General features: G+C 39.1%; 25 protein-coding genes. 5 read left to right on the top strand and 20 right to left on the bottom strand.

Annotated features, from left to right (window positions below):
- Positions 1-2: 2 nt before the first annotated feature.
- Complete coding sequence (locus ACKWB9_RS14325; protein WP_414003705.1) at positions 3-1,097, bottom strand: Nif3-like dinuclear metal center hexameric protein; 1,095 nt, start codon at positions 1,095-1,097, stop codon at positions 3-5.
- Between the two features lie 44 nt (positions 1,098-1,141).
- Between ACKWB9_RS14325 and lpxK the strand changes: the two genes are divergently transcribed.
- A complete protein-coding gene (gene lpxK, locus ACKWB9_RS14320; RefSeq protein ID WP_414003704.1) occupies positions 1,142-2,155 on the top strand; it encodes a tetraacyldisaccharide 4'-kinase in 1,014 nt (337 codons plus the stop codon).
- Here lpxK and ACKWB9_RS14315 read toward each other — a convergent pair.
- From ACKWB9_RS14315 to ACKWB9_RS14275, 9 genes are all read right to left on the bottom strand, one after another.
- Positions 2,136-4,295, bottom strand: coding sequence for an ATP-binding protein (locus tag ACKWB9_RS14315; RefSeq protein ID WP_414003703.1), 2,160 nt, complete (start codon positions 4,293-4,295; stop codon positions 2,136-2,138). The genes lpxK and ACKWB9_RS14315 overlap by 20 nt on opposite strands.
- Positions 4,296-4,354: 59 nt before the next feature.
- Positions 4,355-5,365, bottom strand: a complete 1,011-nt coding sequence (gene gap / locus ACKWB9_RS14310; protein WP_414003702.1) for a type I glyceraldehyde-3-phosphate dehydrogenase — start codon at positions 5,363-5,365, stop codon at positions 4,355-4,357.
- A gap of 103 nt (positions 5,366-5,468) precedes the next feature.
- Positions 5,469-6,344: a lipoyl synthase gene (gene lipA / locus ACKWB9_RS14305; RefSeq protein WP_414003701.1), complete on the bottom strand. Its 876-nt coding sequence runs from the start codon at positions 6,342-6,344 to the stop codon at positions 5,469-5,471.
- An 84-nt stretch (positions 6,345-6,428) separates the two neighbouring features.
- Positions 6,429-6,986 carry an RNA polymerase sigma factor gene (locus ACKWB9_RS14300; protein ID WP_414003700.1) on the bottom strand — a complete coding sequence of 186 codons (558 nt, stop codon included), beginning with the start codon at positions 6,984-6,986 and terminating at the stop codon, positions 6,429-6,431.
- Between the two features lie 43 nt (positions 6,987-7,029).
- On the bottom strand, positions 7,030-7,239 hold the full coding sequence (locus ACKWB9_RS14295) for a membrane or secreted protein (protein ID WP_414003699.1): 210 nt from the start codon (positions 7,237-7,239) through the stop codon (positions 7,030-7,032).
- 75 nt (positions 7,240-7,314) lie between these two features.
- Positions 7,315-8,073, bottom strand: coding sequence for an anti-sigma factor (locus tag ACKWB9_RS14290; RefSeq protein ID WP_414003698.1), 759 nt, complete (start codon positions 8,071-8,073; stop codon positions 7,315-7,317).
- Positions 8,073-8,633, bottom strand: coding sequence for an RNA polymerase sigma factor (locus ACKWB9_RS14285; protein WP_414003697.1), 561 nt, complete (start codon positions 8,631-8,633; stop codon positions 8,073-8,075). The genes ACKWB9_RS14290 and ACKWB9_RS14285 overlap by 1 nt, the downstream gene beginning before the upstream one ends.
- Positions 8,634-8,835: 202 nt before the next feature.
- A complete protein-coding gene (gene murB, locus ACKWB9_RS14280; protein ID WP_414003696.1) occupies positions 8,836-9,852 on the bottom strand; it encodes a UDP-N-acetylmuramate dehydrogenase in 1,017 nt (338 codons plus the stop codon).
- Positions 9,852-11,042: a pyridoxal phosphate-dependent aminotransferase gene (locus tag ACKWB9_RS14275; RefSeq protein WP_414003695.1), complete on the bottom strand. Its 1,191-nt coding sequence runs from the start codon at positions 11,040-11,042 to the stop codon at positions 9,852-9,854. The genes murB and ACKWB9_RS14275 overlap by 1 nt, the downstream gene beginning before the upstream one ends.
- Before the next feature lie 153 nt (positions 11,043-11,195).
- Here ACKWB9_RS14275 and ACKWB9_RS14270 point away from each other — a divergent pair, with 153 nt between their 5' ends.
- Positions 11,196-12,533, top strand: a complete 1,338-nt coding sequence (locus ACKWB9_RS14270; protein WP_414003694.1) for an aspartyl protease family protein — start codon at positions 11,196-11,198, stop codon at positions 12,531-12,533.
- A 45-nt stretch (positions 12,534-12,578) separates the two neighbouring features.
- On the opposite strand, the gene ACKWB9_RS14265 is transcribed toward ACKWB9_RS14270, so the two are convergent.
- Positions 12,579-12,974, bottom strand: a complete 396-nt coding sequence (locus ACKWB9_RS14265) for a DUF1573 domain-containing protein (protein ID WP_414003693.1) — start codon at positions 12,972-12,974, stop codon at positions 12,579-12,581.
- Positions 12,975-13,167: 193 nt separating this feature from the next.
- Between ACKWB9_RS14265 and ACKWB9_RS14260 the strand changes: the two genes are divergently transcribed.
- Complete coding sequence (locus ACKWB9_RS14260) at positions 13,168-15,798, top strand: valine--tRNA ligase (RefSeq protein WP_414003692.1); 2,631 nt, start codon at positions 13,168-13,170, stop codon at positions 15,796-15,798.
- Between the two features lie 183 nt (positions 15,799-15,981).
- Here ACKWB9_RS14260 and ACKWB9_RS14255 read toward each other — a convergent pair whose 3' ends face one another.
- The 6 genes from ACKWB9_RS14255 to rsfS form a co-directional block, all read right to left on the bottom strand.
- Positions 15,982-16,245 carry an acyl-CoA-binding protein gene (locus tag ACKWB9_RS14255; RefSeq protein WP_414003691.1) on the bottom strand — a complete coding sequence of 88 codons (264 nt, stop codon included), beginning with the start codon at positions 16,243-16,245 and terminating at the stop codon, positions 15,982-15,984.
- A complete protein-coding gene (locus ACKWB9_RS14250; protein ID WP_414003690.1) occupies positions 16,220-16,903 on the bottom strand; it encodes a phosphatidylserine decarboxylase family protein in 684 nt (227 codons plus the stop codon). The genes ACKWB9_RS14255 and ACKWB9_RS14250 overlap by 26 nt, the downstream gene beginning before the upstream one ends.
- Positions 16,893-17,696: a phosphatidate cytidylyltransferase gene (locus tag ACKWB9_RS14245; protein ID WP_414003689.1), complete on the bottom strand. Its 804-nt coding sequence runs from the start codon at positions 17,694-17,696 to the stop codon at positions 16,893-16,895. Before ACKWB9_RS14245 ends, ACKWB9_RS14250 begins: the two co-directional genes overlap by 11 nt.
- A 1-nt stretch (position 17,697) precedes the next feature.
- On the bottom strand, positions 17,698-18,309 hold the full coding sequence (locus ACKWB9_RS14240; RefSeq protein ID WP_414003688.1) for an LUD domain-containing protein: 612 nt from the start codon (positions 18,307-18,309) through the stop codon (positions 17,698-17,700).
- Positions 18,310-18,372: 63 nt separating this feature from the next.
- Positions 18,373-20,373, bottom strand: a complete 2,001-nt coding sequence (gene ftsH, locus ACKWB9_RS14235; protein WP_414003687.1) for an ATP-dependent zinc metalloprotease FtsH — start codon at positions 20,371-20,373, stop codon at positions 18,373-18,375.
- 1 nt (position 20,374) lies between these two features.
- Positions 20,375-20,761 carry a ribosome silencing factor gene (rsfS, locus tag ACKWB9_RS14230; RefSeq protein ID WP_414003686.1) on the bottom strand — a complete coding sequence of 129 codons (387 nt, stop codon included), beginning with the start codon at positions 20,759-20,761 and terminating at the stop codon, positions 20,375-20,377.
- Positions 20,762-20,854: 93 nt separating this feature from the next.
- On the opposite strand from rsfS, the gene ACKWB9_RS14225 reads away from it, so the two are divergent.
- Entirely contained in the window at positions 20,855-21,586 is a 732-nt protein-coding gene (locus ACKWB9_RS14225; protein WP_414003685.1) for a biotin--[acetyl-CoA-carboxylase] ligase, read from the top strand.
- On the opposite strand, the gene ACKWB9_RS14220 is transcribed toward ACKWB9_RS14225, so the two are convergent.
- Entirely contained in the window at positions 21,583-21,975 is a 393-nt protein-coding gene (locus tag ACKWB9_RS14220) for an SRPBCC family protein (protein ID WP_414003684.1), read from the bottom strand. The two genes, ACKWB9_RS14225 and ACKWB9_RS14220, sit on opposite strands and share 4 nt — an antisense overlap.
- A 4-nt stretch (positions 21,976-21,979) precedes the next feature.
- Positions 21,980-22,621: an orotate phosphoribosyltransferase gene (pyrE, locus tag ACKWB9_RS14215; protein ID WP_414003683.1), complete on the bottom strand. Its 642-nt coding sequence runs from the start codon at positions 22,619-22,621 to the stop codon at positions 21,980-21,982.
- A gap of 7 nt (positions 22,622-22,628) precedes the next feature.
- Between pyrE and ACKWB9_RS14210 the strand changes: the two genes are divergently transcribed.
- Positions 22,629-23,219, top strand: coding sequence for an NUDIX hydrolase (locus tag ACKWB9_RS14210; protein ID WP_414003682.1), 591 nt, complete (start codon positions 22,629-22,631; stop codon positions 23,217-23,219).
- Positions 23,220-23,240: 21 nt separating this feature from the next.
- Here ACKWB9_RS14210 and ACKWB9_RS14205 read toward each other — a convergent pair whose 3' ends face one another.
- Entirely contained in the window at positions 23,241-24,980 is a 1,740-nt protein-coding gene (locus ACKWB9_RS14205) for a M14 family metallopeptidase (RefSeq protein WP_414003681.1), read from the bottom strand.
- Positions 24,981-24,984: the final 4 nt, after the last annotated feature.

The following is a 24,984-nucleotide window of genomic DNA, read 5'->3' as shown; positions in this document are numbered from 1 at the left end:
ATTTAAAAATACTTGATGGGATTTGTTATACTTTCCGATAAACGGATTGCAAAATTAGGAATTTTTTTCATAAGATATTCAACTAAAAGATTTTTTGTAAACTGCTCAGTTTCAAAGTGTCCGATATCGGCTATGATCAACTGCCCTTCAGCCTCATAAAACTGGTGGTATTTTAGGTCGGCGGTGACCAATATATCTGCCCCGGCCGCTTTTGCGGCACTTATCGAAAAAGCTCCGCTACCACCTAAAACAGCTACTTTTTTTATCGGTTTTTTTAAAAGTCCGGAATGCCTAATGACTGGTGTGTGCATCTTTTTCTTGAGCATGCCTAAAAACTCCGTTTCGCCCATTGCCGTTTTTAGTTCACCGATCCTTCCCATTCCAATGTTTTGATCGGTATTTTCCAAGGTAATGACCTCGTAGGCAACTTCTTCATAAGAATGATTTTGTAAAAGAACTCGAATGACCTTGTGTTCCAGGTGTTTTGGAAAGGTCATGGAAATCAAAGCTTCTTCCTCCCTATGCGTAATCCCCTTTTCCCCTAGAGTAGGATTTGCAAGCTCACTGGCTTTGTAACTTCCTATACCTTCTACAGAAAAACTGCATTCGCTATAATTGCCCATGTTGCCTGCACCCACGGCAAAAAGCTTTTCTTTTAAATGTTGGGATTCCGCGATCGGAGCGTAAAAAGTAAGTTTTTTAATCGTTCCTTTTTGAGGTATCAGGATTTTGGTATTGGTCAATTCCAGGACTTCACAAATTTTCGCATTGACCCCTTCATTACAATTGTCTAAAGCTGTATGGATACTATATATGTTGATATTATTCTGGATTGCTTTGAGAACCACACGTTCTACATAATTTTTGCCGGTAATTTTTTTGAGACCCTTAAAAATTATAGGGTGAAAGCTTATAATTAGATTGCAGTTCTTTTCAATAGCTTCATCTACAACATTTTCCAAAGTATCCAATGTCACCAAAATTCCTTTGACTTTGGTGTTTTTATCCCCAATCAGGAGACCTACATTATCAAAATCCTCCGCATAGTCCAATGGGGCTAATTTCTCTAAAATTAAGGCAACTTCGTTTACGGTCATTTTTGAAAAATATAAGGTGTTCAAAGATAAAATATTATAATTTCGTGATCGTGCTGCTGTTAAGAAAACTTCTTTTTCCAATATCCCTGCTTTATGGCCTTGTGGTCTATCTCCGCAATGTTCTTTATAATTGGGGGATTTTCCGGTCAGTGCCTTTTAAGATCCCTATTATTTGTGTTGGTAATTTGAGTGTTGGTGGTACGGGGAAGACCCCTATGATCGAATTGCTTATAAACGAATTGGATGCCACATTTAATTTGGCGGTCCTAAGCAGGGGATATAAAAGAAAATCGAAAGGGTTTGTGTTGGCCGATAAGAATTCTACCGTAGAGGACTTGGGAGATGAGCCATTTCAAGTTCATTCAAAATTCCCACAAGTAACCGTGGCCGTAGATGCAAATAGACGAAATGGTATTTCTATTTTAGAAGGTGATTCCGCACTGGATATTGTTTTATTGGATGATGCCTTTCAACATAGAAAAGTAAAACCGGGCTTTTCCATTTTATTGACCTCCTATGGAAATCTCTATGTTGATGATCAGTATTTGCCCACCGGAAACCTTAGAGATAGTAAAATGGCCGCTAAAAGGGCCAATTTGATCATTGTAACTAAATGCCCGGCCAATTTAAGTGAAAAGGAGGCTCTGTCCATTAAAACCCGATTAGATCCCCGCGATGGACAAGAGGTGTTGTTTGCATATTTGAAATATGGGGAAAGATTAATGGGCTCCCGAACGAACCTTAAACTATCGAATTTCCTGGGTAAGCAAGTGACTTTGGTCACGGGTATTGCGGCCCCCGAACCTTTGGTTTCCTATCTAAATGAAAAAGAGGTCGCTTTTGAACATATTGCTTTTCCCGATCACCATTTTTTTACGGCAACGGAAATAGATCATTTAAAAGGGAAAGCTCATATCCTTACCACTGAAAAGGATTTTATGCGGCTAAGGACAAAACTGGACAATATTGTATATATCCCCATTAAACACGCTTTTTTGTTTAAGGGTACCGAAACATTACAAGAAAGACTGAATATTTTTATGAAGCGGTATCCTTGACTTTTTTGTCAAAGATATTTTCCCCTATTTTTTGATAGAAGATTTCGGGTTTAAATGGTTTTGTGACCACGTCATTGCAACCTGCGGCATAAAAACTCTCTAAACTGTCATCCAGGGAAATGGCCGTAAGGGCTATAATTGGTGTTTGCCGGTCGAATTTTCGTATTTCTATGGTAGCTTCCTCTCCACTGATCCCCGGCATATGAATGTCCATTAAAATGGCATCATAAACATTTTCCTTGGCCAATGTAACGGCTTCTTCGCCATTACTGGCAATATCGCTGGTGATTTCTTTTTTGGTCAGCATCTTTTTGGTAATTACCTGATTGATTTTGTTATCCTCTACGATCAATAGATGCAGTCCTTTAAAATCATAATCGCGTTGTGCGGTTTCATAGGAAACATCATCGTCCATCATATCGTCCAGGCTCTTCATTTCTATCTCAAAAAAGAAAGAACTTCCTTCGCCCAAATTACTTTTTAACTGAATCTTACTTTCAAAAAGCCCTAATAAGCTTTTCACGATGGTCAAACCTAGACCGGTACCACCGTATTCCCTATTAATTTGAATGGAACCTTGTTCAAAACCTTCAAAAATGCTTTGTTGCTTTTCCTTGGAAATGCCAATACCATTATCTTTTACTTCAAAATAAAGGGTCGTGTTCTCATCTATTTTATTGCGTAATTTGACGATTACGGTGACCTCCCCGTTTTTAGTAAATTTAATGGCATTGCCAATAAGGTTCATAAATACTTGTGAAAGCTTTAGGGGGTCGCTCATTAAGTGGCTCGGGATATCCTGATCATATTCTAGGGAAATAATGGTATTATTTGCTTTGGCACTTTGATTTAAGGAGTCAATAACTTCATTAAGAACCTTTTTAAGATTGAACTCCATATTTAGAGGCTCCAATTTGTTGGCATCTATTTTATTGATATGAAGAATGTCATTAATGAAATTGAGCAAATAGTCCCCTGAAAATTTTAAAGCTTTCAGGTGTTCCATTTGGTGTTCTTCGGGGTTTTCCTCCAAAAGTAGATGTGTGAGCCCTGTTACGGCATAGAGCGGGGTCCTTAGTTCATGACTAACGGTAGAAAGGAAATTGGTTTTTGCCTCCATGGCCTGTACGGCACCGTCACGTGCAATCTGTAGTTCCTTGTTCTTCGTCTGCAACAGATCATTCGTCTTTAATTTTATCTGGTTGTTCCTATAAAGTGAACCGGCCAAAAGTGTAATTATGATGAGAAAGGCCGAGGTTAAAATGGCGGTAAGTTCCGATCTGTTTTGTGATTCGGTAAGTTCTTCATTTTTCTTTTCCAATCGTTTGATTTCCTCGGTTTTAAAATCGTCAAGTGTTTTGACCGCCGTCTTCGCTTCGGTCTTTAATTTTTCAATATTAAAAATAGAATCGTTAATGCTTTTAAGGTTTTTGGTATTTGCCAGGGCCTTGTCATACAGCCCCAGTTTTTCATAGACATCGGATAATAATTGATTGGACTGCTGTACCTCTTTGGGGAAACGGTTGTTATTTGCCAATTCTAGGGCATATTCCGCATTCTTGGCACTCTCACTGTAATTTTCCGTTATATAATTTAATTCGGCAAGACCTAGATAGGCTTTTGTGGACAGATAGCTCGATTCGTAGACATCTGTATTTACGACCAGGGAATTTAGGTTTTTGGCCGCACTGTCATATTTTTCCAGACTCAAATAAACATTAGCTTCGGCAAGTAGTATATTATTGATGAAATTTCTATCGTTATTTAGTTGTTTTGCCTCGTTCAACATAAATAAGGACTGGTAGTTTTGCTCACTCCTATACAGAAGTATGGCTTCGATATACTTGTGGACGGCATCGCCATAAGGATATGCAATGTCTTTTAGGAGTACACTGGCCCGATCCCAATAAAATTGGGTGTCGCCTTCCTTGTCCAGTTTTAAGTATAGTATGGCCAATTCATGATAACTGTCTATTAACGCCTTTACGTCTTCGTTCTTTTCCGCCTCTTTCGCCGCTTTGTCCAATTGCTCCATGGCCAACGCTATCTTGTTTTGGTTGCGAAGCTTTCTGGCTTCATCAAAATAAGGTGCTATATCCTTTACGGGAACAGAATCTTGGGCAAAAGAGGAGAAGGCCATGGCTAAAAGCAACAGCGGAAAATGTAAATTCTTAAGGATTTTATTTGTTGTTGAAAATATCAAATATAACCTTGGTTGTTTATGAAATTTATTAAATCGATAATTCTACTACTATAACCGGTTTCATTATCGTACCATCCTATGATTTTTACCATTTTACCAATAACGGAGGTCATCTGAGAATCAAACGTACAAGAATGATAACTATTGTTTATATCTATAGATACTATAGGATCTTTCGTATAAAAAAGTATGTTTTTTAGTTCTTTTTGGGAAACTTTCTCAAAAGTATCATTAATTTCTTGAATACTGGTATTCTTTTTTACATTGAAAGTGATGTCCGTAAGGGATCCGTTAGGTACTGGGACCCGAATTCCGCAACCGCCAATTACATTGGCCAATTCGGGAAAAATACGGGTCAGGGCCTTTGCCGCTCCCGTGGTGGTGGGGACTATGGATTGTGAAGCGGCGCGTGCTCTTCTTAAATCTCTATGCGGCTGATCATGAAGGCTTTGATCGCTAGTATAGGAGTGGACGGTGGTGATATAGGCCTGTTCAATGCCGCATAGGTCGTTTATGACCTTTATCATTGGAGCGGCATTGTTGGTGGTACAGGAGGCATTGGAAATGATATTGTCTCCTTTTTGCAGCGTATGTTCATTGATTCCGTACACGATTATTTTTATGTCCTCTTCTAGAGGGGGAACCGATAAGATTACCTTTTTTGCTCCATTTTTAAGGTGAAGATCCAGATCGGCCCTGGTTTTGAACTTTCCGGTACATTCTACTACAACATCTACTTCTTGTACATTCCAATCCAATTCCTTGGGATGTGGTTTGTTGGTTAGATGTATTTCTTCTTCGGATACGGTAATGTAATTCTCCTTAAAGGAGACATCGGCAGGGAATATGCCATGCATACTGTCATATTTCAACAAATGGGACAATGTCCTTGAATCTGCCAGATCATTTATTGCAACTACTTTTATACGGGGATGTGTATGGAGCAATCTAAATAAGGTTCTTCCAATTCTGCCAAAACCGTTTATACCAATTCTGATTTCTTGCATACCTTAAAAATTCATTGAAACATTTGAATCGTATATAGAAATAGGGGAAATAGAATTTTGGGTCGATTTCAAGAGAATATCACTACTTGATAAAAAGCAATATTTATTGAATGTGCTTATGGGCTTTGTAGGATGACCTTACCAGAGCGCCACTCTCCACATGCCTGAAACCCATCTTCAATCCAATTTCCTCATATTTTCCGAATTGTTCCGGGGTGATAAATTCTTTTACCGGTAAATGCTTTTTGGAAGGTTGGAGATACTGTCCAATGGTTACAACATCAACATTTACCTTTTTTAAGTCTGTCATGGTCTCAATAACTTCTTCCTCCAATTCTCCCAATCCTAACATTATTCCAGACTTGGTCCTGTTGACCCCGTTTTCTTTGAGATATTTCAATACCTGAAGGCTGCGTTCGTATTTTGCCTGTATACGTACTTCTCTGGTCAATCTTTTTACGGTTTCCATATTATGGGAAACTACCTCTGGAGAAACTTTTATGATTCGATCTAAATGCCTTTCAATTCCTTGAAAATCAGGAATCAAAGTCTCCAAAGTTGTGGTGGGGTTCATTCTTCTTACCGCATTAACGGTCTCTGCCCATATAATAGAACCCATATCCTTTAGGTCATCCCTATCAACAGAAGTAATGACCGCATGTTTTATGTTCATGATTTTAATGGACCTTGCTACTTTTTCCGGTTCTGCCCAATCAACGTTTTCCGGCCTTCCCGTTTTTACCCCACAAAAACCACAGGAACGGGTGCAAATATTTCCCAGAATCATAAATGTAGCCGTTCCTTCTCCCCAACATTCTCCCATATTCGGGCAACTGCCACTAGTACAAATGGTGTGGAGGTCGTATTTTTCGACTAGGCCACGCAATTGTGTGTATTTTTTTCCGGTAGGCAATTTTACCCTAAGCCATTTTGGTTTTCCCTTTGGTGGAGTAACATTTTCCTTTACTGCTACGGACATGTCTGATTTTTATACAAATATACGATTTAAGTCAGCAGCGGTAATGGATGAAAAATAGTTTTTGGTACTGAAAACCGATAATGTTCACGGTTTGTTTTTTATCACTTCCGCCAATAGTTTTTTGGCCCTTAAGAGCTTTACCTTGATGTTGTTGACGGGTTCGTTAAGTTTTGTTGCGATATCGGCATAACTCAACTCATTAAAATAACGCAGATTGATCACTTCCTGGTAATGGGGCTTTAATTTTTTAATATCCCTTAACAAATTGGCCAGGTTTTGTTCTTGGATCAATTGATCTTCCATGGAAAGAGTATTGTCCAGAACTTTTCTAATCTCATCAGGATTGTTGTCAGGGTTCAAAAGATTCCTTTTTCTTTTTCTGACCAAGTCGATGTGGATATTTTTGGAGATGGAGATAAGCCATGTTTTGAAAACATAGGAGTCATTATAAGTGCTTATTTTGTCAAAGGCTTTCGAGAAGGTTTGTATGGTGATGTCTTCGGCGTCGTTCTCATTCTCGGTCCGTTTTAACTGAAAGCCGTAAACATCGTTCCAAAAGGTATCCAATAAACGACTAAAAGCTATTTGATTGCCTTGTCTGGCCTTGCCTATAATATCTGTTATGTCCTCGGTTCTATCCAAAAAAAAGTTTTTGCCAATTGTATTGAAATAGCAAATGGGTATATTAATTGTTGTCCGGAACCATATCCTTTCTACAATCCTGTTCACTGGGAAGTTTACCGCACATTCCGCACGGTTCCCCATCTTTATTCAAAAATGGACTCTGACTAGCACAGGTCCCGGCAAATTTACCGTCTTTTTTAGCCCAAATCTTTATAGCAATACCGGCAAAGGCCAAGCTTAAAAGTCCAATCGTGAGAAATATAAGTTTCATGGGTGAATTTTAAACAAAGATATAAAAATAAAGCCCCTAGAAAAGGAGCTTTATGATTACTTTATATTGCTATTTTTAGTAAGAGATGTTCGCTACAATATTATCTATCGTTGGATTTTGGTTTCCTCCTTTAGGCTCTATAGTGATATAACCTACCGCATTTTTGGCGTAAGGTAATGCCAAAAGATTTTGACTGTCCGTAGCTTCTTCAATAATTCCTAAATTTATCATTTCTCCGTTTACTTCGGCCCACATCTGAAAGCATTGGTCCTCCGGAAGATGGGGTAATCTGCTTACATTGATATAAGATAACTTTTTGACCGGGTTTATATAAGCTACCGCCTTAAGCTCTTTTGCCTTTCTGTTGCCATTAACACTATATTTTTTGGTCTGTGGATTGTTCAGAACGATAAATTGGTTTCTAACATCCTCCAATTGCTGCTTCATATCCGCTTCCAACAATTTTATTTTGTTGCTGACCATTGTGTTCTCTTCTTGCAGGTTCTGGTTTTGATTCCAGAAGAAATAGGATGCACCTGCACACATTATAGCCATAAAGCTGGCCGCGATCGCATATCTGAAGAATTTTTTGCGCCCACTTCTTTCCAAGCGGATCCTTGCCAATATCTTATCCTTTAATCCATCCGGGGTCCTTATGGCATGAAGTTTTGCAAAAGCCTCCAGATTTTCCTGTAATTCGTTATAGGTTTTCCTGACCTCCGGATACATGGCAATGTAGCGTTCAACTTGTAAGGTCTCCATTTCCGAAGTACTCCCCAAAAGGTATTTTTCCAATAGATCGGAATCTAAAAAGATTTTTATTTTTTCCTTCATCACAAAAAATTTAAAATCAGCGTAATCATTGCAGGACCGTATATTTTTCTTAATTCCCGTAGCCCAATCTTCAATCTGGATTTAATAGTCCCTAATGGAATATCCAATTCCTCACTGGCTTCCTGTTGGGTCATACCTTGAAAAAACAATGCTTCCAGGACTATTTGGTATTTATCCTCGATCTTATCCAGGTTTTCCTGAACATCCAGAAATTCCGGCCTAATGCTTTCTACGCCTACATTATATACGTCAGAAACGTCCATTTGGATTTCTTTGTCCGATTTGGTATGGACACTTCTGAGTTTGTCGATGGCCGTATTACGGGTAATCCTGAACAACCAAGTGAACAATTTGGCCTTTGAAGGATCATAAGAATCGGCCTTTTTCCAAATTTTTACAAAGCTTTCCTGAAGTACATCTTGAGCAAGTTCCTCGTTCCTTACCACTTTGTTCGCCACACCCAATAAAGTGTGGGCATAATTGTCATATAGTAATGAAATGGCCTTTTCATTGCGTTCTTGAAGTAGTTCAACTATATGCTTTTCCAGTAGTGTGCTCATAAAAAGTAATGGAACCTGATTATTGATGACATAAACGTCCAAAGGGTCATGATGTGCCGTATATCCTTTAAACGCTAATTTATAAAATTGATTGTTAAGGAGCTGTTTTCTATAAAATAATAGTATAAGTGTCAGTTGGTAATTATCACTTATTGTTTGGTTAGTTTGGTTTGATATAACCCTCGTAACATTTTTACGGGGGTTATTTTATGATATTTACTTCTGGAATTATGGAAATGCCGAATTTAGTATAAACTTCATGAATTATTTTTTTGGCCAGATCAAATATTTCCTTTCCCGAGGCATTGCCATGATTGATCAGGACCAAAGCTTGCTTTTTATGGATTCCTACATCCCCGTACCGCTTCCCTTTAAAACCGCATTGCTCTATTAACCATCCTGCCGGAATTTTATATTCGGAATCTGAAATTCCATAATATGGCGCTTTGGGGTTTTCTTTTATGAATTTTTCAAAAACTGCTCTTGAAACTACGGGGTTTTTGAAAAAGCTCCCACTGTTCCCAATTTCATTTGGATTTGGTAACTTACTGTTCCGAATGGCTATTACCGCATTGGATATATCCCTAATGGTAGGTTCCGCAATATTATTTTTTTGAAGTTCGTCCTTTATTGTTCCATAGCCCATATTTAACGTATGGTCTTTTCTTGTTAGTTTAAGGGTTATCGAGGTAATTACATATTGGTCCTTGCCTTCATTCTTAAAATAAGAGTCCCTATATCCGAACTTACAGTCCTTTTTTAAGAAGACAACCTTATTTTGTGTAGCTCTGTGTATAGTTTCACAACTCAGAAAACAGTCTTTCAATTCGGAGCCATAAGCACCTATGTTTTGAATGGGTGCCGTACCCGTATTTCCGGGAATAAGGGACATGTTTTCCAGACCTCCGTAATCTCTATCCAATGTCCATAAAACAAATTGGTGCCAATTTTCACCGGCCATGGCCTTTATGGTAACTTCGTTTTCGTCTTGGGATACTATGGTTATTCCTTTTAGGTTTACATAGATGACCAATGCATCAATATCTTTTGTGATGAGCATATTGCTGCCGCCTCCAAGAATAAATTTATTTGGATAATCTGGCTGTGCGAGCAATTCCTTAAGCTCGGAAACCGATTGGATTTCGGCAAAAAACCTAGCCTTGGCATCAATGCCAAAAGTGTTGTGTTTCTTTAGCGAAAAATTTTCTTTGACCTGCATCAGCCGATATAACTTTTTAGGGCTTCAGAAAGAATGTGAACCGCTTTTTTTAAGCTTTCCCGATCCAATACATAGGCAATCCTGATCTGGTTCCTGCCCAGGCCTTTTGTTGCATAGAACCCTCCCGCCGGTGCTACCATGACCGTTTCGTTGTTTACCCTAAAATCCTCTAAGAGCCATTGTGCAAAATCATCGGCATTTTCAATGGGAAGTTCGGCAATGCAGTAAAATGCGCCCTGGGGCCTGGCTACTTTTACCCCTTCGATTTTTTGAAGTTCGGTTATCAGTAAATCCCGGCGAGCTACATATTCCGTTTTCACCTCGTCAAAATAACTTTGAGGGGTGTCCAATGCCGCTTCGCTTGCTATTTGTGCATAGGTAGGGGGAGAAAGTCGTGCTTGCCCAAATTTAAGGGTCGTTTCGATCACTTCTTTGTTCTTGGACACCAAAAACCCTATTCGCGCCCCGCACATACTATATCTCTTGGAAACGGAATCAATAATAATGGCATATTCGTCGAGGCCTTCTTCCCGTAAAACGGAATAGTGTTCCTTATCGTCATAAACAAATTCCCTATATACTTCATCGGCAATTAAAAAGAGGTTATGCTTTTTAACGATAACGGCCAGTTTTTGAATTTCTTCTTTGCTGTAAAGATACCCCGTTGGATTTCCAGGGTTACAGATTAAGATAGCCTTTGTGTCCGGTGAAATTAATTTTTCAAAATCTTCTATGGGAGGCAGGGCAAAATTATGATCCAATTTGGAAACTACCGGCACTACTTTTACCCCATTGGCAATGGCAAAACCATTGTAATTGGCATAAAAGGGTTCTGGAATTATAATTTCATCCCCTGCATCCGCAATAGTGCCTAAGGCAAATGACAATGCCTCGGAACCACCCGTGGTAACAATAATATCATTGGCCGAGACCATAATACCATGCTTGGCATAATAACCCGCTATTTTTTTCCTATATGCTTCCGAACCTTCCGTTCTGCTATATTCCAGTACGTTAAGCGTATTGTTCTTTACGGCATCAAGTGCTACTTGGGGAGTTTTAATATCTGGTTGTCCAATATTCAAATGAATGACATTGACTCCTTTTTTCTTTGCATTTTCTGCATAGGGAACCAATTTTCTTATAGGGGACTGGGGCATGGAACGCCCTTTTACGGATACAGACGGCATGTAGATGTTATTTTTCACAAAAGTGGTAAATCCTTACCGATCATACAATAAGTAGGAGCTTTTATTTGCTTTGTGCAACGCAATGTTAAAAGATGGCGATGAACCAAAAAAAGTCGTAACTTGAAATAGGTAAACCTTTTGCAGCCAATTCTGATGAAAAAATCACGTTGTTTTGTCCTGATCGTATTTCTGGTACTCGGCTTTTCCCAATGGGGTTATGCCCAACGGTATAAGCTTCGTAAGGGGCAAAAATATGAGAAGGTCAAGTTTGAATTGATCAATAATCTTATTGTGATACCGTTGGAAGTTAACGGTACCACTTTATCTTTTGTGATGGATTCGGGAGTAAGTACCCCTATACTTTTTAATTTGGCGAATCAGGACTCCATTCAGTTGAAAAACGTTTCGGAAATTACCATTCATGGTCTAGGAAAGGGAGAACCTATAAGTGCTTTAAGTTCTCTGGGCAACTATTTTAAATTGGGGAATGTTCGGAATTTTTCCCAAAAGCTATATGTGGTCATGGATACCGAAATCAATTTCTCTCCCAGTCTAGGGGTTCCCATACACGGTATAATCGGTTATGATCTGTTTAAGGATTTTGTGGTAGATATTAACTATGCCAACAAAACAATGAAATTTTTTGATCCCGATACGTATGATCGAAGGCCGAGTAAAAAGGCCCGGACCCTACCAATCTCCATAGCGGGAAGAAAAGCCTATATGGATGCGAATATTGCGTTAAAGGACAATTCGGAAATTAAAGTAAAAATGCTTTTGGATACCGGAAGCAGTGATGCTATTTGGCTTTTTGAGAACGAACAGATCAGATTGCCACAAAAAAATTATGAAGACTTTTTGGGGAAGGGCCTCGCAGGGGATATTTATGGAAGACGTACTAAAATAAATAAACTTAGGATCGGGGATTTTATCCTGGATGATGCAAAAACGGCATTCCCCGATATGTTAACGTTTAATACTATTAAGGATTTAGGCAATAGAAATGGAAGTTTGGGGGGTGAAGTATTAAAACGATTCAACATTATATTCGATTATCCCCATGGGAAAATCACATTAAAGAAAAATACCAATTTTAAGAAACCTTTTCAATACAATGTTAGTGGTATTGATTTGCAACATGCGGGAATGCGCTATATTTCGGAGCAGATTGAAAGCCCCAATACAGTAGTGTCCAAAGAAGGGAGGTTGTACGGGGATGTCCAAATTATTCTAGAAGGTGCCACCAGACTCAGCCTCGTTCCCGAAATAGTGGTTTCGGCCATAAGAGTAGGGAGTCCGGCCCATTCTTCGGGATTGCGGGAAGGAGATGTGATATTGGCGGTCGATGGAAAAAGGATCCACAGATATAAACTTCAGGAAATCATGCATATGCTAAATAGCAAAAAGGAAGGTAAAAGAGTTAAAGTACTCGTAGAACGATATAATAGGGATTTGCTCTTTAGTTTTATCTTAAAAGATTTGTTCAAATAAAAAAAGGCCCGATTAATCGGGCCTTTGCAACAACTATAAATAATTTTATTTGGTTCCGGTTCCAGTTCCTCTGACCGCACCTTTAATTTTCAATACTTTCGTAGGCGTATCCGCATTGGATATAACCGTGATGGCCTTTCTAATGGGCCCAACTCTATTTGTATCATATTTTACCTGGATTTTACCTGTTTTTCCAGGCATAATGGGATCCTCCGGTTTTTTGGGGATGGTACATCCACAACTGGAACTTACCTTACTAATAATTAAAGGAGCATTGCCAGTGTTGGTAAATTCAAAAACACGGACACCATCCGCACCCTTGGTTATTTCACCATAATCTACAGTCTCTGTCTTGAATTCGATTTTCGCTGCCGTATCCTGTGCAGAGACACCATATCCAAGGAGACCGATAAATAATACAAGTACTATTTTTTTCATCATATTCAGTTTAGGGTGAATTTCAAAATTAAATCTTTTCAGATCAATCTCAAAATCCTTTTGTTATACTCTAACGTTACTTATTTTTGTTTCGTATTTCATTTTGGGTTAAAAGAGGCTGAAATTGATAATTTAACATATCCTTTCAGCTTTGTTTTTTAGCTCAAAAGATTATAATTCAAAAACTGGGCCAAATATGGAAATTCCATCAAAGTACGAGCCAAACCGCATAGAGGAGCATTGGTATGACTATTGGATGAAAAATAGGTTTTTTCATTCCAAACCGGACGATAGGGAACCGTACACCATTGTTATACCTCCACCTAATGTTACGGGTGTATTGCATATGGGGCATATGCTCAATAATACCATTCAGGATGTACTTATACGAAAAGCCAGACTACAGGGAAAAAATGCGTGTTGGGTACCGGGCATGGACCATGCGTCCATAGCAACGGAGGCCAAGGTCGTGGATAAATTGAAACAGAAAGGTATTTCCAAATCTGATTTGACCCGTGAGGAGTTCTTGAAGCATGCATGGGCATGGACGGATGAATATGGCGGTGTAATTTTGGAACAGTTGAAAAAACTGGGGTGTTCGTGCGATTGGGAGCGAACTAAATTTACCATGGATGACGATATGTCCGCTTCTGTTATCAAGGTTTTCGTGGATTTATATGAAAAAGGGCTGATATACAGGGGTTTTCGAATGGTGAATTGGGATCCCGAGGCAAAAACGACCCTTTCCGATGAGGAAGTGAATTATGAAGAACGCCAAGGATTATTATATCATCTGGCTTATGGGATAGAAGGTTCGGATGAAAAAGTAACGATCGCCACCACCAGGCCAGAAACTATATTGGGAGATACCGCTATTTGTATAAACCCCAATGATGAAAGGTATATCCATTTACGGGGTAAAAAGGCAATTGTACCTATTTGTGGAAGGGTTATTCCGATTATTGAAGATGAATACGTAGATATTGAATTTGGTACGGGGTGTTTAAAGGTGACACCCGCCCATGACGAGAACGATAAAAATCTTGGGGATAAACATAATTTGGAGGTCGTTGATATTTTCAATGCGGATGCATCTTTAAACTCATACGGTCTGCATTATAAAGGTAAAGATAGATTTGCGGTCAGAAAGGAGATTGCCAAAGAACTGGACGAAAAAGGGCATTTGGTAAAAACAGAACAACATATCAATAAGGTAGGTACTTCTGAACGTACCAAAGCGGTCATTGAGCCCAGACTTTCCGATCAGTGGTTTTTAAAGATGGAAAATCTGGCCAAACCTGCCTTGGATGCTGTTTTGAATACGGGCGATATTAAATTGTTCCCCAAAAAGTTTGAAAATACCTATCGTCATTGGATGGAAAACATCCGGGATTGGAATATATCAAGACAATTGTGGTGGGGGCAGCAAATCCCGGCCTTTTATTATGGAGAGGGAAAGGATGATTTTGTGGTGGCCGAATCACCTGAAAAGGCTTTGGAAAAGGCAAGGTCCAAATCTCAAGATCCAAATCTTGGTTTTGAGGATTTAAACCAAGATTCCGATGTGTTGGATACCTGGTTTTCCTCGTGGTTATGGCCTATAAGTGTGTTTGGGGGTATTATGGAACCGAACAATGAAGAGGTCAATTACTATTACCCCACCAATGATCTGGTAACGGGGCCGGATATTCTATTTTTTTGGGTGGCCAGGATGATCATTGCCGGTTATGAGTTTAAGGGAGAAAGACCTTATGAAAATGTATACTTAACAGGGTTGGTCCGGGACAAGCAGCGGCGCAAGATGTCCAAATCCTTGGGCAATTCTCCGGATGCCCTAAAACTGATCGAAAATTATGGGGCGGATGCGGTTCGTGTAGGACTGTTATTGAGTTCCGCTGCTGGAAACGATTTAATGTTCGACGAAGCCCTTTGTCAGCAGGGCAAAAATTTTGCCAATAAAATATGGAATGCTTTTCGCTTGATAAAAGGGTGGGAAACGGCCAAAATAGAACAGCCTGAAGCCGCTAAGATAGGCTTGGAATGGTACGCCGCGAAGTTCGATCGGACTTTGGCGGAAATAGAAGATCACTATAGTAAATATCGTATTTCGGACGCTTTGATGGCAATTTATAAATTGGTTTGGGACGATTTCTGTTCTTGGCTATTGGAAATTGTTAAACCTTCATATCAAAAGCCGATCGATGAGGGGACATTGGCCAAAGTAATTTACCTGTTCGAACAAAATCTGAAGCTGTTACATCCGTTCATGCCCTTTTTAACCGAAGAAATTTGGCAACATATAGCCAATAGGACTACGGAAGAAGCTTTATGTGTTGCGACTTGGCCCAAAATGGGAAAATCCGATGCTACATTGATTTCGGACTTTGATTTTGCAACAGAAATAGTTTCGGGAATACGGAACATTAGAAAGGAAAAGAATATCCCGAATAAAGAGGTGTTGGAATTGTTCGAATTGAACCCTGAAGATAAACCGGACCGAATGGATGCCTTGATTGTTAAACTGGGAAATATTTCGGGAATTAAGTCTACCGATATCGCTATGGACGGAACTTTAAGTTTTAGGGTAAAGAGCAACGAGTATTTTATTCCGATTGCGGGTGCTATTGATGTTAAGGCGGAAATAGAAAAGATAAACGAGGAATTGGCATATACCAAAGGGTTTTTGAAATCGGTTCAAAAGAAATTGTCCAATGAGCGGTTCGTGAGCAATGCACCGCAACAAGTAGTGGATATAGAGCGTAAAAAAGCTGCTGATGCCGAAGCTAAAATAGAAACATTGGAAAAGAGTTTGGTAAGCTTGGGGTGAATACGACCAAGTTCACGAGCCGTGCTTTTTTTAGTTTAATCTGTGTTTTAATGGGATTGGTTAGGGAACCCTGGACTTGTACGCATTTATTTATAAGGAAGATGTTCTAGAAGGTTTCCTTAAATTAATTAACGGATTATTTATAGAGACCTTAAGAACCATAGGAATATAGGAAATATAATATCATGGCCCTTTTAGTTCCGTCTTTACCAACTTTATATATTTTTTCATGGCCTGCTCCGTACTTATGTCCTGTGCCTGAATTAAGGCATTGGCCTTAAAAGCGTTAATTAACGGGGTCTTACTACCTGGATTACTGTAATTTTTATTGGCTATTTTATAATAGGCATAAAGTTTGAGCAATATATCGGCAGGGATGGGGTGTTTGTAGTTGTTTGCAAAATCAACCGCTTGTTGAAAATCAATATACAGCTTCTTCTTTTTCATTGGGGTCTATATAAGTAGCGATACAGGTCTGTGCACCTTTTACCTTTTGATTTAATTGCACGTTTATTTCACAATCCAAAGGAAGGAAAAGGTCTACGCGTGAACCAAATTTAATAAATCCGGCATCGTCACCTTGTTGTACGCTCTCACCCTGTTCGGCGTAATTTACAATACGCCTTGCCATTGCACCTGCTATCTGTCTGTATAGAATATCCCCAAATTTGGGTGTTCCAATGACCACGGTAGTCCGTTCATTTTCTTCACTGGATTTTGGGTGCCAGGCCACAAGATATTTTCCTGGATGGTATTTGGAGTATTTGACCTTTCCACTTGCCGGGTATCGGGTCACATGCACATTTATGGGAGACATGAATATAGATACCTGTTTTCTTTTGCCCTTAAAATATTCATGTTCTTCAACTTCCTCTATGACCACTACTTTGCCATCTACCGGGGACAATATTTCATCAAAACTCTTGATCGGGTTTCTTTTAGGGTTTCTAAAGAATTGCAATACGGTAATAAGTAGGACGATAGAGGTTATCTGAACAACCAGTTTTAACCAATTAATATCTATAAAAAAATGGGCGGCCAATATGCCAACGCCCACGATAAAAAAAGTAGTCAAAATAATGGTCTGACCTTCCCTATGAAACATAACTAAAAATGTTTAACGTTAGATAAGCAAAAGGAGCCGCAAAGACTAAACTGTCCAACCTGTCCAACATACCGCCATGGCCCGGCAATATGGCTCCACTGTCCTTTACTCCTGCACTCCTCTTAAATTTGGATTCCACTAAATCTCCCAAACTTCCCATAATTACTATTACTGTGGCTAAGACCATCCATTGCCATGGGGTTATTATTTGTTCTTGGGTTCCCATAACATAAGCCGCTCCTAAGGCAAAGATAAAACCTCCAAAGGTTCCTTCAATAGTTTTTTTTGGGGAAACCGAAGGAAACAATTTCGTCCTGCCCATACTTTTGCCCACCAAATAAGCAAATGAATCGTTGACCCAAATCAAAATAAAGATGCCCATAATCAACAGTTTGGCAAAAGCATCATTTTTATAGGGAATCATGGTAAGGAAAATACAACCCCCGCCAATATAGAAAAGACCGATCAAAAATTTTTGAAGTTTATTAAAAAACCTATCTTTTTTTGAAAAGAGGTATAAAAGCAATGCAATGTCCACGATAATGGTAATGAGCATTAAGATATTAATGATTCTTTGGTCTTTTACCAAATAGATAAATACCCACCATAATGCCAGGTAAGCCACAAAAATGTAGTATCCTTTTAATGCTACCAAACGCTTATATTCATATAGACAGGCCAAGCCAAAGGCCATGAATAAAAAATCAAAAGCGTCCGAACTCAAAAAAACAGCGGATAATAACAGAATAATATAAACCGCTCCAGTCAATGCCCTGCGTAAAATTTCCTTCATATTATAAATCTTCCAGAAGTAAAAGATAAAGATTTTTGGTGCTACTTCCGTAAGTCAGGAAATCATCGGAATTTTCTTTTGTTGCTTTAAAATGTTTTAGGGTGGTAATATTGGCAGGGATTTTTGGGCCATACTTTTTCTTGATGGTCTTTAACCCTTCACCTATGGACTCTACCAATTGGCTTGTGGTCGCATAGACCACTACGTTACTTGGCAGTTCATTTATTTTTCTTTCATTAAGTTGATTGGAGCATACTAGGATACTCCCATTTTGGGCCACCAAATGCTCACAGGTCGTAAAGAAGACTTCACTTTCTTTGACCCGGTCCGTAAAAGAAATATTTTCTTCATTGAATTTTTGAACAAGCCGCTCATCCATTGCAAAGAAAGGTTGGTCCTCCCAATTATTTTCTTCAATAATATTCCTAAGGGTCTTTGAAATCTCTTCTTGGGAGATGCAATAAAGGAATTTCCCGCCATTTTTTTTAAAATGAATGGTAAACTTTTCGTCCACCGGGATATTTAAATCGGGCATATGTTGGCCTCGGGTCTCTACGGTTTCTTTTGAAACTTTCTTTTTCCCGCCACCAAATAATAAGTTTAAAAGCCCCATTAATTATTAAAAATACTGTTGTTATATCCGTTCATCAAAAATCACAACGTAGAAATCGCTCAATTATTTCTCCGTTACCTCTTTCTCCCCATCATCTACAGTAGCTGCCGTTTTAGTCTCCTCTCCCTTTTGTTTCTCTTCCAAAAAATCTTTTTCAAAAGGTCTTTTTCCAAAGATTTTTTCCAAATCCTCTTTAAAGATAACTTCTTTCTCCAATAGGCGTTCTGCCAAAACTGTAAGTTTGTCCTTGTTATCCATGAGTACCTGAATTGCACGTTGGTATTGCGCCTCGATAATTTTGGAAATTTCCTCGTCTATTTTTCTGGCGGTTTCCTCACTATAGGGTTTTGAAAAACCATAAGAATCCTGACCTGAAGAATCGTAATAGGTAAGGTTGCCTATTTCGTCATTTAAACCGTAAATGGTGACCATGGCCCGTGCCTGTTTCGTGACTTTTTCCAAATCGCTCAACGCACCTGTAGATATTTTATCAAAAATCACTTTTTCCGCTGCCCTACCACCCATGGTAGCGCACATTTCGTCCAACATTTGTTCGGGTCTTACAATAAGACGTTCTTCCGGAAGGTACCATGCGGCACCTAATGATTGCCCCCTAGGGACGATGGTTACTTTGACCAAGGGCGCAGCATGTTCCAGCATCCAACTCACCGTGGCGTGGCCGGCTTCGTGGTAGGCAATGGTCTCTTTTTCTCCCGGGGTGATTATTTTGTTCTTTTTCTCCAAACCACCTACTATCCGATCTACCGCATCCAGAAAGTCCTGTTTGTTTACCGCCTTTTGCTCTTTACGAGCGGCGATCAGGGCAGCTTCGTTACAGACATTGGCAATATCCGCTCCTGAAAATCCGGGTGTTTGCCTTGCCAAGAAATCCAGATCCAAGGTTTCGGAGGTTTTGATAGGTCTTAGGTGTACTTCAAATATTTCCTTTCGCTCCCGAATATCCGGAAGATCAACATAGATCTGACGATCAAATCTACCTGCTCTCATCAGAGCTTTGTCCAGAACATCGGCCCGGTTCGTGGCCGCTAGTACAATAACATTGGTATTGGTGCCAAAACCGTCCATTTCGGTCAATAACTGGTTCAGGGTATTTTCACGTTCGTCATTGGAACCCGTAAAATTGTTTTTGCCCCGGGCACGGCCTATGGCATCTATCTCATCAATAAATATAATGGCTGGTGATTTATCCTTGGCCTGTTTAAAAAGATCCCTCACCCTGGATGCACCTACACCTACGAACATTTCAACAAAATCCGATCCTGAAAGTGAAAAGAAAGGTACTTTGGCCTCACCGGCAACTGCTTTGGCCAATAGGGTTTTACCTGTTCCCGGAGGGCCCACCAATAGGGCACCTTTAGGAATTTTACCTCCTAAGGATGTATATTTGTCCGGATTTTTCAGGAATTCCACGATTTCCTCCACTTCTTCTTTGGCGCCCTCTAGTCCTGCAACATCTTTAAAAGAAGTTCTGGTGTCCGTTTTTTCATCAAAAAGTTTGGCCTTGGATTTTCCTATATTGAAAATCTGACCTCCGGCACCGCCACCGCCGCCACCGGACATTCTCCGCATCAAATAAATCCATATTCCTATAATTAGGACAAATGGGAGTAAGGATAAGAGGAAATCGAAAATTGCGGTCGATTCCTTATCGAACTCCACAATGGTGTCCAGATTATTCTCTTTTTTTATTTCGGTGATTTCATTTTGAAAAATCTGTAGGTCCCCGTAATCCAAAATATATTGGGGTACACTGCCCGTTGAAGGAAGAATGGACCTGTCCGTAACTTCTTTATGGACATCTTTGGCCAGTGCTTCGTCCGTAAGGAAAACTTTGGCCTGATTGGTGTTGGTGATAATCAATATTTTTTCGATATCCCCATTGCGCAAGTAGTCCTGTAGATCTGAGGTAGTAGTCTTATCGGTACTTGCCAAATCCTCACTGTTGAAAAGTTGAAAGCCGATGAGTAATACCGCTATCAACCCGTATATCCACCATGAACTAAACCTTGGTTTTTTAGGATTTGAATTATTGTCTTTTGCCATTTTAGTTTTTTAATTGATTTATGCTACTTTCTATAGTCGTAAACTTTGCATCTCCCCATAGCCCTTCAATATCATAGAATTCCCGGGTTTGTTTTTGGAATACGTGTACTACTACGTTCACATAGTCCATTAAAACCCATTCGGCATTGTCTTCACCTTCAACATGCCATGGCTTATCTTTAATTGCCTTGCTAACTGTTTTTTGGATAGATCCTACAATGGCACTCACATGTGTATTGGAAGTACCATTACAAATTATAAAGTAGTCACAAACGGTATTTTCGATTTCCCTTAGGTCGAGTAAATTTATATGTTGCCCTTTTACTTCTTCTATTCCCTGTAAAATTAATGCAATCAGCTCATCTGCACTAGCTTTCCTTTTCTGCATTCAAAAATTTTAGTTTCTACAAAGTTATTATTTTTTTGTTCTTTTAGGTCTAGTTTTTAACAATAGATTAAAGATTGCCAAAAGCTTGGATATATGCAGTTAATCAAACTTGATGCCACGGAATCTACAAATAGTTATTTGAAGGGATTATTGGGTCATGATGAACTCGGGGATTTTACAGTGGTGTTGACCGATAATCAGACGAAAGGCAGGGGACAAATCAATGCATCTTGGTCGTCTGAACCGGGTAAGAACCTAACTTTCAGTGTTTTGAAGTTTTTTAATGGCATTGGGCCACAACATCAATTTCTCATTAATGTTTGTGTGTCATTGGCAATCTATGATGCCTTGGCTGCGGTAGGAGTGCCAAGACTTTCGATAAAATGGCCCAACGACATTCTGTCAGGTGCTTCTAAAATTTGTGGTATTCTTATTGAAAATCTGATTTCTGGACAGGAAATAAAATCAACCATTATCGGAATTGGACTTAATGTAAACCAAACTGTCTTTTCAAAAGGGCTGAACGCATCCTCGATAAAACTTCAGTTGGGTATGGAAGTAAATAAAGAAGAGTTATTGGAGTTAATTTTGAGTATGCTAAAGGAATCACTCTCCCAAGTTGATGTTCATCAATGGAAATCCTTATATGAACGCTATCAAAAAGAAATGTTCAGGAAAGATATGCCTTCTACTTTCCAAAAGCCCGACGGCTCTTTTTTTACCGGTATAATTCAGGGGATTACACAGAACGGCATGTTAAAAATACACTTGGAAAATGATGAACGGCTAGAATTCAATTTTAAAGAAGTGAAATTGCTGTATTAAAGCTTCCCGAGATTTTGTGACAATGTATTCATGAAATTGGCAATGGGCGTTTTGACCATCATGGCCATCATGGCATTAAATTCCCCTTGAAAGCTCAAAACGACTTTGCTGGTATTTTCATTCATCTCGGAAATATCTGCGGTAAGGGTAAAGGGTAATTTGTCATTTACGGCTCCCAATACCAATTTACTATTTGGAACCTGTTCTTTGCGTTCCAGAACAATTTCCGGCATTCCCTTTAATGCGAAAAGAAACTTGTCCGCATCAAGTACCTCGAATTTAGCTATGTTTTCTGGCATTAGCTTTTCAAAGTTGGCCAAATCGATTAAAAAATCGAAAGTTTCCTGTCCGTTTTTGGACACGCTTGTAGCGGGTGTTTCTATAAACATAATTCTATTGTTGCCATTGGGACGGATTTTTTTTCCATGCTGTTAAGGTCATGGATTGATCCTCTTTTATATAGCCGGTTTCCAACGCCTGTTCTATGAGAAATTCATAATTGCTCAAGGTGTGCAGTTCAATATTTTTTTCTTCAAAATTGGATTTTGAAATTTCAAAACCATAAGTAAATATAGCCAACATACCTTTAATATTTGCATTCCCGGACCTTAAGGCTTCCACCGCATTGAGACTGCTCATACCTGTACTTATCAAATCCTCGATTACCACAACATTTTGATCGGCTTCCAAATGGCCCTCGATCTGGTTTTTACGGCCATGCGATTTTGGTTGGGGCCTCACATAAATAAAAGGAAGGCCCAGGGCATCCGCTACTAAAGCGCCCATCCCGATAGCACCTGTCGCTACCCCGGCTATTACATCCGGTTTCCCATAGAGCGTTTCAACTTGCTTTGCCATTTCATCTTTTACAAAGTTCCGGATTATGGGATAGGAGAGAAGGATTCTATTGTCGCAATATATGGGCGATTTCCATCCGGAAGCCCAAGTAAAAGGATTTTCCGGTTTCAATTTTATTGCATTAATTTGCAGCAGAAGCTCCGCTGTTTTTTTAGCTGTATGCTTGTCTAAAACCATGACGCAAATGTATAAAGTTTTTGTTAATGAGTTGCCCCTGATCTTAACAAATAAAGTTTCGGAAACGGCTAATGGCGAGTATTTCTTGCTCAATAAAGATGCGATACGGACCGCGATACGATCCTTGAGGAAGAAGAAACTTTTAGAAGCGTACATATATCATCCCAACCATGAGGAGATATTAAAAAAATTCACTCAGGAAATACCTCTAGTAGTGGCGGCAGGTGGTGTTGTGACCAATGCTGAGGGGAAGGTACTTTTTATTTATAGAAATGATAAATGGGATTTGCCAAAAGGTAAATTGGATAAAGGGGAATCTATAGAGGATTGCGCCATAAGGGAAGTTATGGAGGAAACGGGAGTGAAAGACCTGCGGATCGAAAATTTTTTAAGAACGACCTATCACGTTATTGTCAATAGCGATATCTATACGTTAAAACAAGTGCATTGGTATGCTATGAAAACCGAATTTGAGGGTAAACTAAAACCTGAAAAAAAGGAGGGCATTGTTAAGGCAAGATGGAAAGGTCCCAAAAAAATCCAAAAAGCACTACAGAATTCTTATGCCAATATCAAAATTTTATTCGAGGGAGATTAAAATTGGGCTTAGGAATCGTTATTATTTGGCAATCCGATAAATAGGATACTGTAAATGGGCCGTTTCATAATGTGCCGATTTTTTATAGAGCCAATCCAGTTGTGCATACCAATTTTTGGAAAACTGTAACTCATCTTTCTTTTTTTTCAGAAATTCGTGTTTGAGCAAACTATCGTTTTCTAAAAGCCTTAGGGCGGTATCCTCAAAAACATAGGGAGAAAAACCCTCTTTTTGCTGCAGGATGGAATCAAAAAAATTCCAGTTGAAGAAAGAATCCATAGCCTGTGGTTCTAAAGTTTCCATAATATATCTAAACCCGGCCTGATCGGTTGGCACCAAAATATCTTCTGGATTAAAAATCATTTCTTTTTGATTCCTATCCACGGTTGTGTTGGAATGTACATAATGGCCTTCGTATGCATTTTTACTGGTGTCAAAATCCTTTATTTTATAGGATTCTACCGGAATAAGCGTGTCTTTCTTTATGATTTTATAACGAATATTGTTCAGTTCCAATAGTTCTATTACCTTGGACCAGGGCTTTTTGATAATATAGGCTTTGGGGATTTTAACAGAATCCGAAGGAATGTAATGATCATAATACGTTACTTCTTCGGTAAAAGGTTTGTCCTTATCGTATTTTAACCTTGGTAAACCTGTAACCTTACTGGTAACGGTATCCGCTCGAAATCCTTTAAAGTTGAGTATGGATGCTCTGGTGGTATCTATTTTCCATGAAGTGGGGTAATATTTCCAGTCTTCATGCCTCTTAAACGCTTTCTTTCGTAAGGTTTTGATCGTGGCACCTTCCAGTTCGGCAATGGCCATAACCTTCTTCATGAGTTCATAGGTGCCTTCCACTCGTTTTTTATAGGGTTTGAGCATGTGTGTTTCTACCATTAACCCAAATGTATTCCATAATGTGGTGTAGCCCGTAGAGTATCTGGGATGGTCCATAAATTGGTCAAATCCTACTTCTGGAGGTTGATTAAAAACATTTACATAGGGTGTAATATCCCAATTGTTATTGGCCAGGGAATCCTGTAATGCGGGCATTAGGGTTTCATATAAATATCTGCCCAAATCTCCACCAAGCTTATCGTGTTGGGTAAATAAATGGGTCAATGTATATTGATAATCGGCACCGTTGCTTACATGGTTGTCAATAAAAATATCGGGATTGGTCAAATGATAGATTTGGGAAAAGGTCTTCGCATTTTTGGTGTCGTTTTTAATGAAATCCCGATTAAGGTCAAAATTACGGGCATTTCCCCTAAACCCATAAGATTTGGGGCCATTTTGATTTGCCCTCGAAGTAGAATTTCTGTTAAGTGCCCCACCTATATTGTATATTGGAATGGTAACAAGGACAGTCTTTTTTGGGGCGGTAATTTTTCCACTGGCCAAATCCCTATACATGAGCATAGTGGCATCTATACCATCACTTTCACCTGGATGGATACCATTATTGATTAAAACAATGGTCTTATCCGTTCCTATTTTTTTAAAATTAAAATTGCCTTCAATATTATAGGTCACTATATGTAACGGTTTTCCACTGTCCGTTTCTCCGATCGTTTGTATGTTAATTTCAGGGAATTCCTTGGCGAGTTGCATATAGAACTCAATGGTCTCGGTATAATTGGCCGTATGTTTACCTTTTGAAGTTTCAAAAGGGGTCGGAAAGTCAATTTCTGCTTCCGCTGTCTTCTTTTCACATGAAATCAACAGAATTAAAATTAACAGGAGTAAAGGTCTCATATAT

The sequence above is a fragment of the Maribacter spongiae genome (genome assembly GCF_047345125.1).
Classification (GTDB): domain Bacteria; phylum Bacteroidota; class Bacteroidia; order Flavobacteriales; family Flavobacteriaceae; genus Maribacter.
The sequence above is the reverse complement of the archived record's forward strand: the minus strand, read 5'-3'. Positions and strand labels throughout refer to the sequence as shown.

Bases quoted from the DNA above. Each gene is read 5' to 3' on its own strand.
- ACKWB9_RS14325 (WP_414003705.1), bottom strand. From the start codon at position 1,097: ATGACCGTAAACGAAGTTGCCTTAATTTTAGAGAAATTAGCCCCATTG.
- murB (WP_414003696.1), bottom strand. From the start codon at position 9,852: ATGCAGGTCAAAGAAAATTTTTCGCTAAAGAAACACAACACTTTTGGC.
- ftsH (WP_414003687.1), bottom strand. From the start codon at position 20,373: ATGGCAAAAGACAATAATTCAAATCCTAAAAAACCAAGGTTTAGTTCA.
- ACKWB9_RS14315 (WP_414003703.1), bottom strand. From the start codon at position 4,295: ATGGCCTTCTCCTCTTTTGCCCAAGATTCTGTTCCCGTAAAGGATATA.
- ACKWB9_RS14260 (WP_414003692.1), top strand. From the start codon at position 13,168: ATGGAAATTCCATCAAAGTACGAGCCAAACCGCATAGAGGAGCATTGG.
- ACKWB9_RS14250 (WP_414003690.1), bottom strand. From the start codon at position 16,903: ATGTTTCATAGGGAAGGTCAGACCATTATTTTGACTACTTTTTTTATC.
- ACKWB9_RS14265 (WP_414003693.1), bottom strand. From the start codon at position 12,974: ATGATGAAAAAAATAGTACTTGTATTATTTATCGGTCTCCTTGGATAT.
- ACKWB9_RS14285 (WP_414003697.1), bottom strand. From the start codon at position 8,633: ATGAGCACACTACTGGAAAAGCATATAGTTGAACTACTTCAAGAACGC.
- rsfS (WP_414003686.1), bottom strand. From the start codon at position 20,761: ATGCAGAAAAGGAAAGCTAGTGCAGATGAGCTGATTGCATTAATTTTA.
- ACKWB9_RS14205 (WP_414003681.1), bottom strand. From the start codon at position 24,980: ATGAGACCTTTACTCCTGTTAATTTTAATTCTGTTGATTTCATGTGAA.
- ACKWB9_RS14255 (WP_414003691.1), bottom strand. From the start codon at position 16,245: ATGAAAAAGAAGAAGCTGTATATTGATTTTCAACAAGCGGTTGATTTT.
- ACKWB9_RS14295 (WP_414003699.1), bottom strand. From the start codon at position 7,239: ATGAAACTTATATTTCTCACGATTGGACTTTTAAGCTTGGCCTTTGCC.
- ACKWB9_RS14245 (WP_414003689.1), bottom strand. From the start codon at position 17,696: ATGAAGGAAATTTTACGCAGGGCATTGACTGGAGCGGTTTATATTATT.
- lipA (WP_414003701.1), bottom strand. From the start codon at position 6,344: ATGTCCGTAGCAGTAAAGGAAAATGTTACTCCACCAAAGGGAAAACCA.
- ACKWB9_RS14225 (WP_414003685.1), top strand. From the start codon at position 20,855: ATGCAGTTAATCAAACTTGATGCCACGGAATCTACAAATAGTTATTTG.
- ACKWB9_RS14240 (WP_414003688.1), bottom strand. From the start codon at position 18,309: ATGGGGCTTTTAAACTTATTATTTGGTGGCGGGAAAAAGAAAGTTTCA.
- ACKWB9_RS14220 (WP_414003684.1), bottom strand. From the start codon at position 21,975: ATGTTTATAGAAACACCCGCTACAAGCGTGTCCAAAAACGGACAGGAA.
- ACKWB9_RS14270 (WP_414003694.1), top strand. From the start codon at position 11,196: ATGAAAAAATCACGTTGTTTTGTCCTGATCGTATTTCTGGTACTCGGC.
- gap (WP_414003702.1), bottom strand. From the start codon at position 5,365: ATGCAAGAAATCAGAATTGGTATAAACGGTTTTGGCAGAATTGGAAGA.
- ACKWB9_RS14210 (WP_414003682.1), top strand. From the start codon at position 22,629: ATGTATAAAGTTTTTGTTAATGAGTTGCCCCTGATCTTAACAAATAAA.
- pyrE (WP_414003683.1), bottom strand. From the start codon at position 22,621: ATGGTTTTAGACAAGCATACAGCTAAAAAAACAGCGGAGCTTCTGCTG.
- ACKWB9_RS14275 (WP_414003695.1), bottom strand. From the start codon at position 11,042: ATGCCGTCTGTATCCGTAAAAGGGCGTTCCATGCCCCAGTCCCCTATA.
- ACKWB9_RS14290 (WP_414003698.1), bottom strand. From the start codon at position 8,073: ATGAAGGAAAAAATAAAAATCTTTTTAGATTCCGATCTATTGGAAAAA.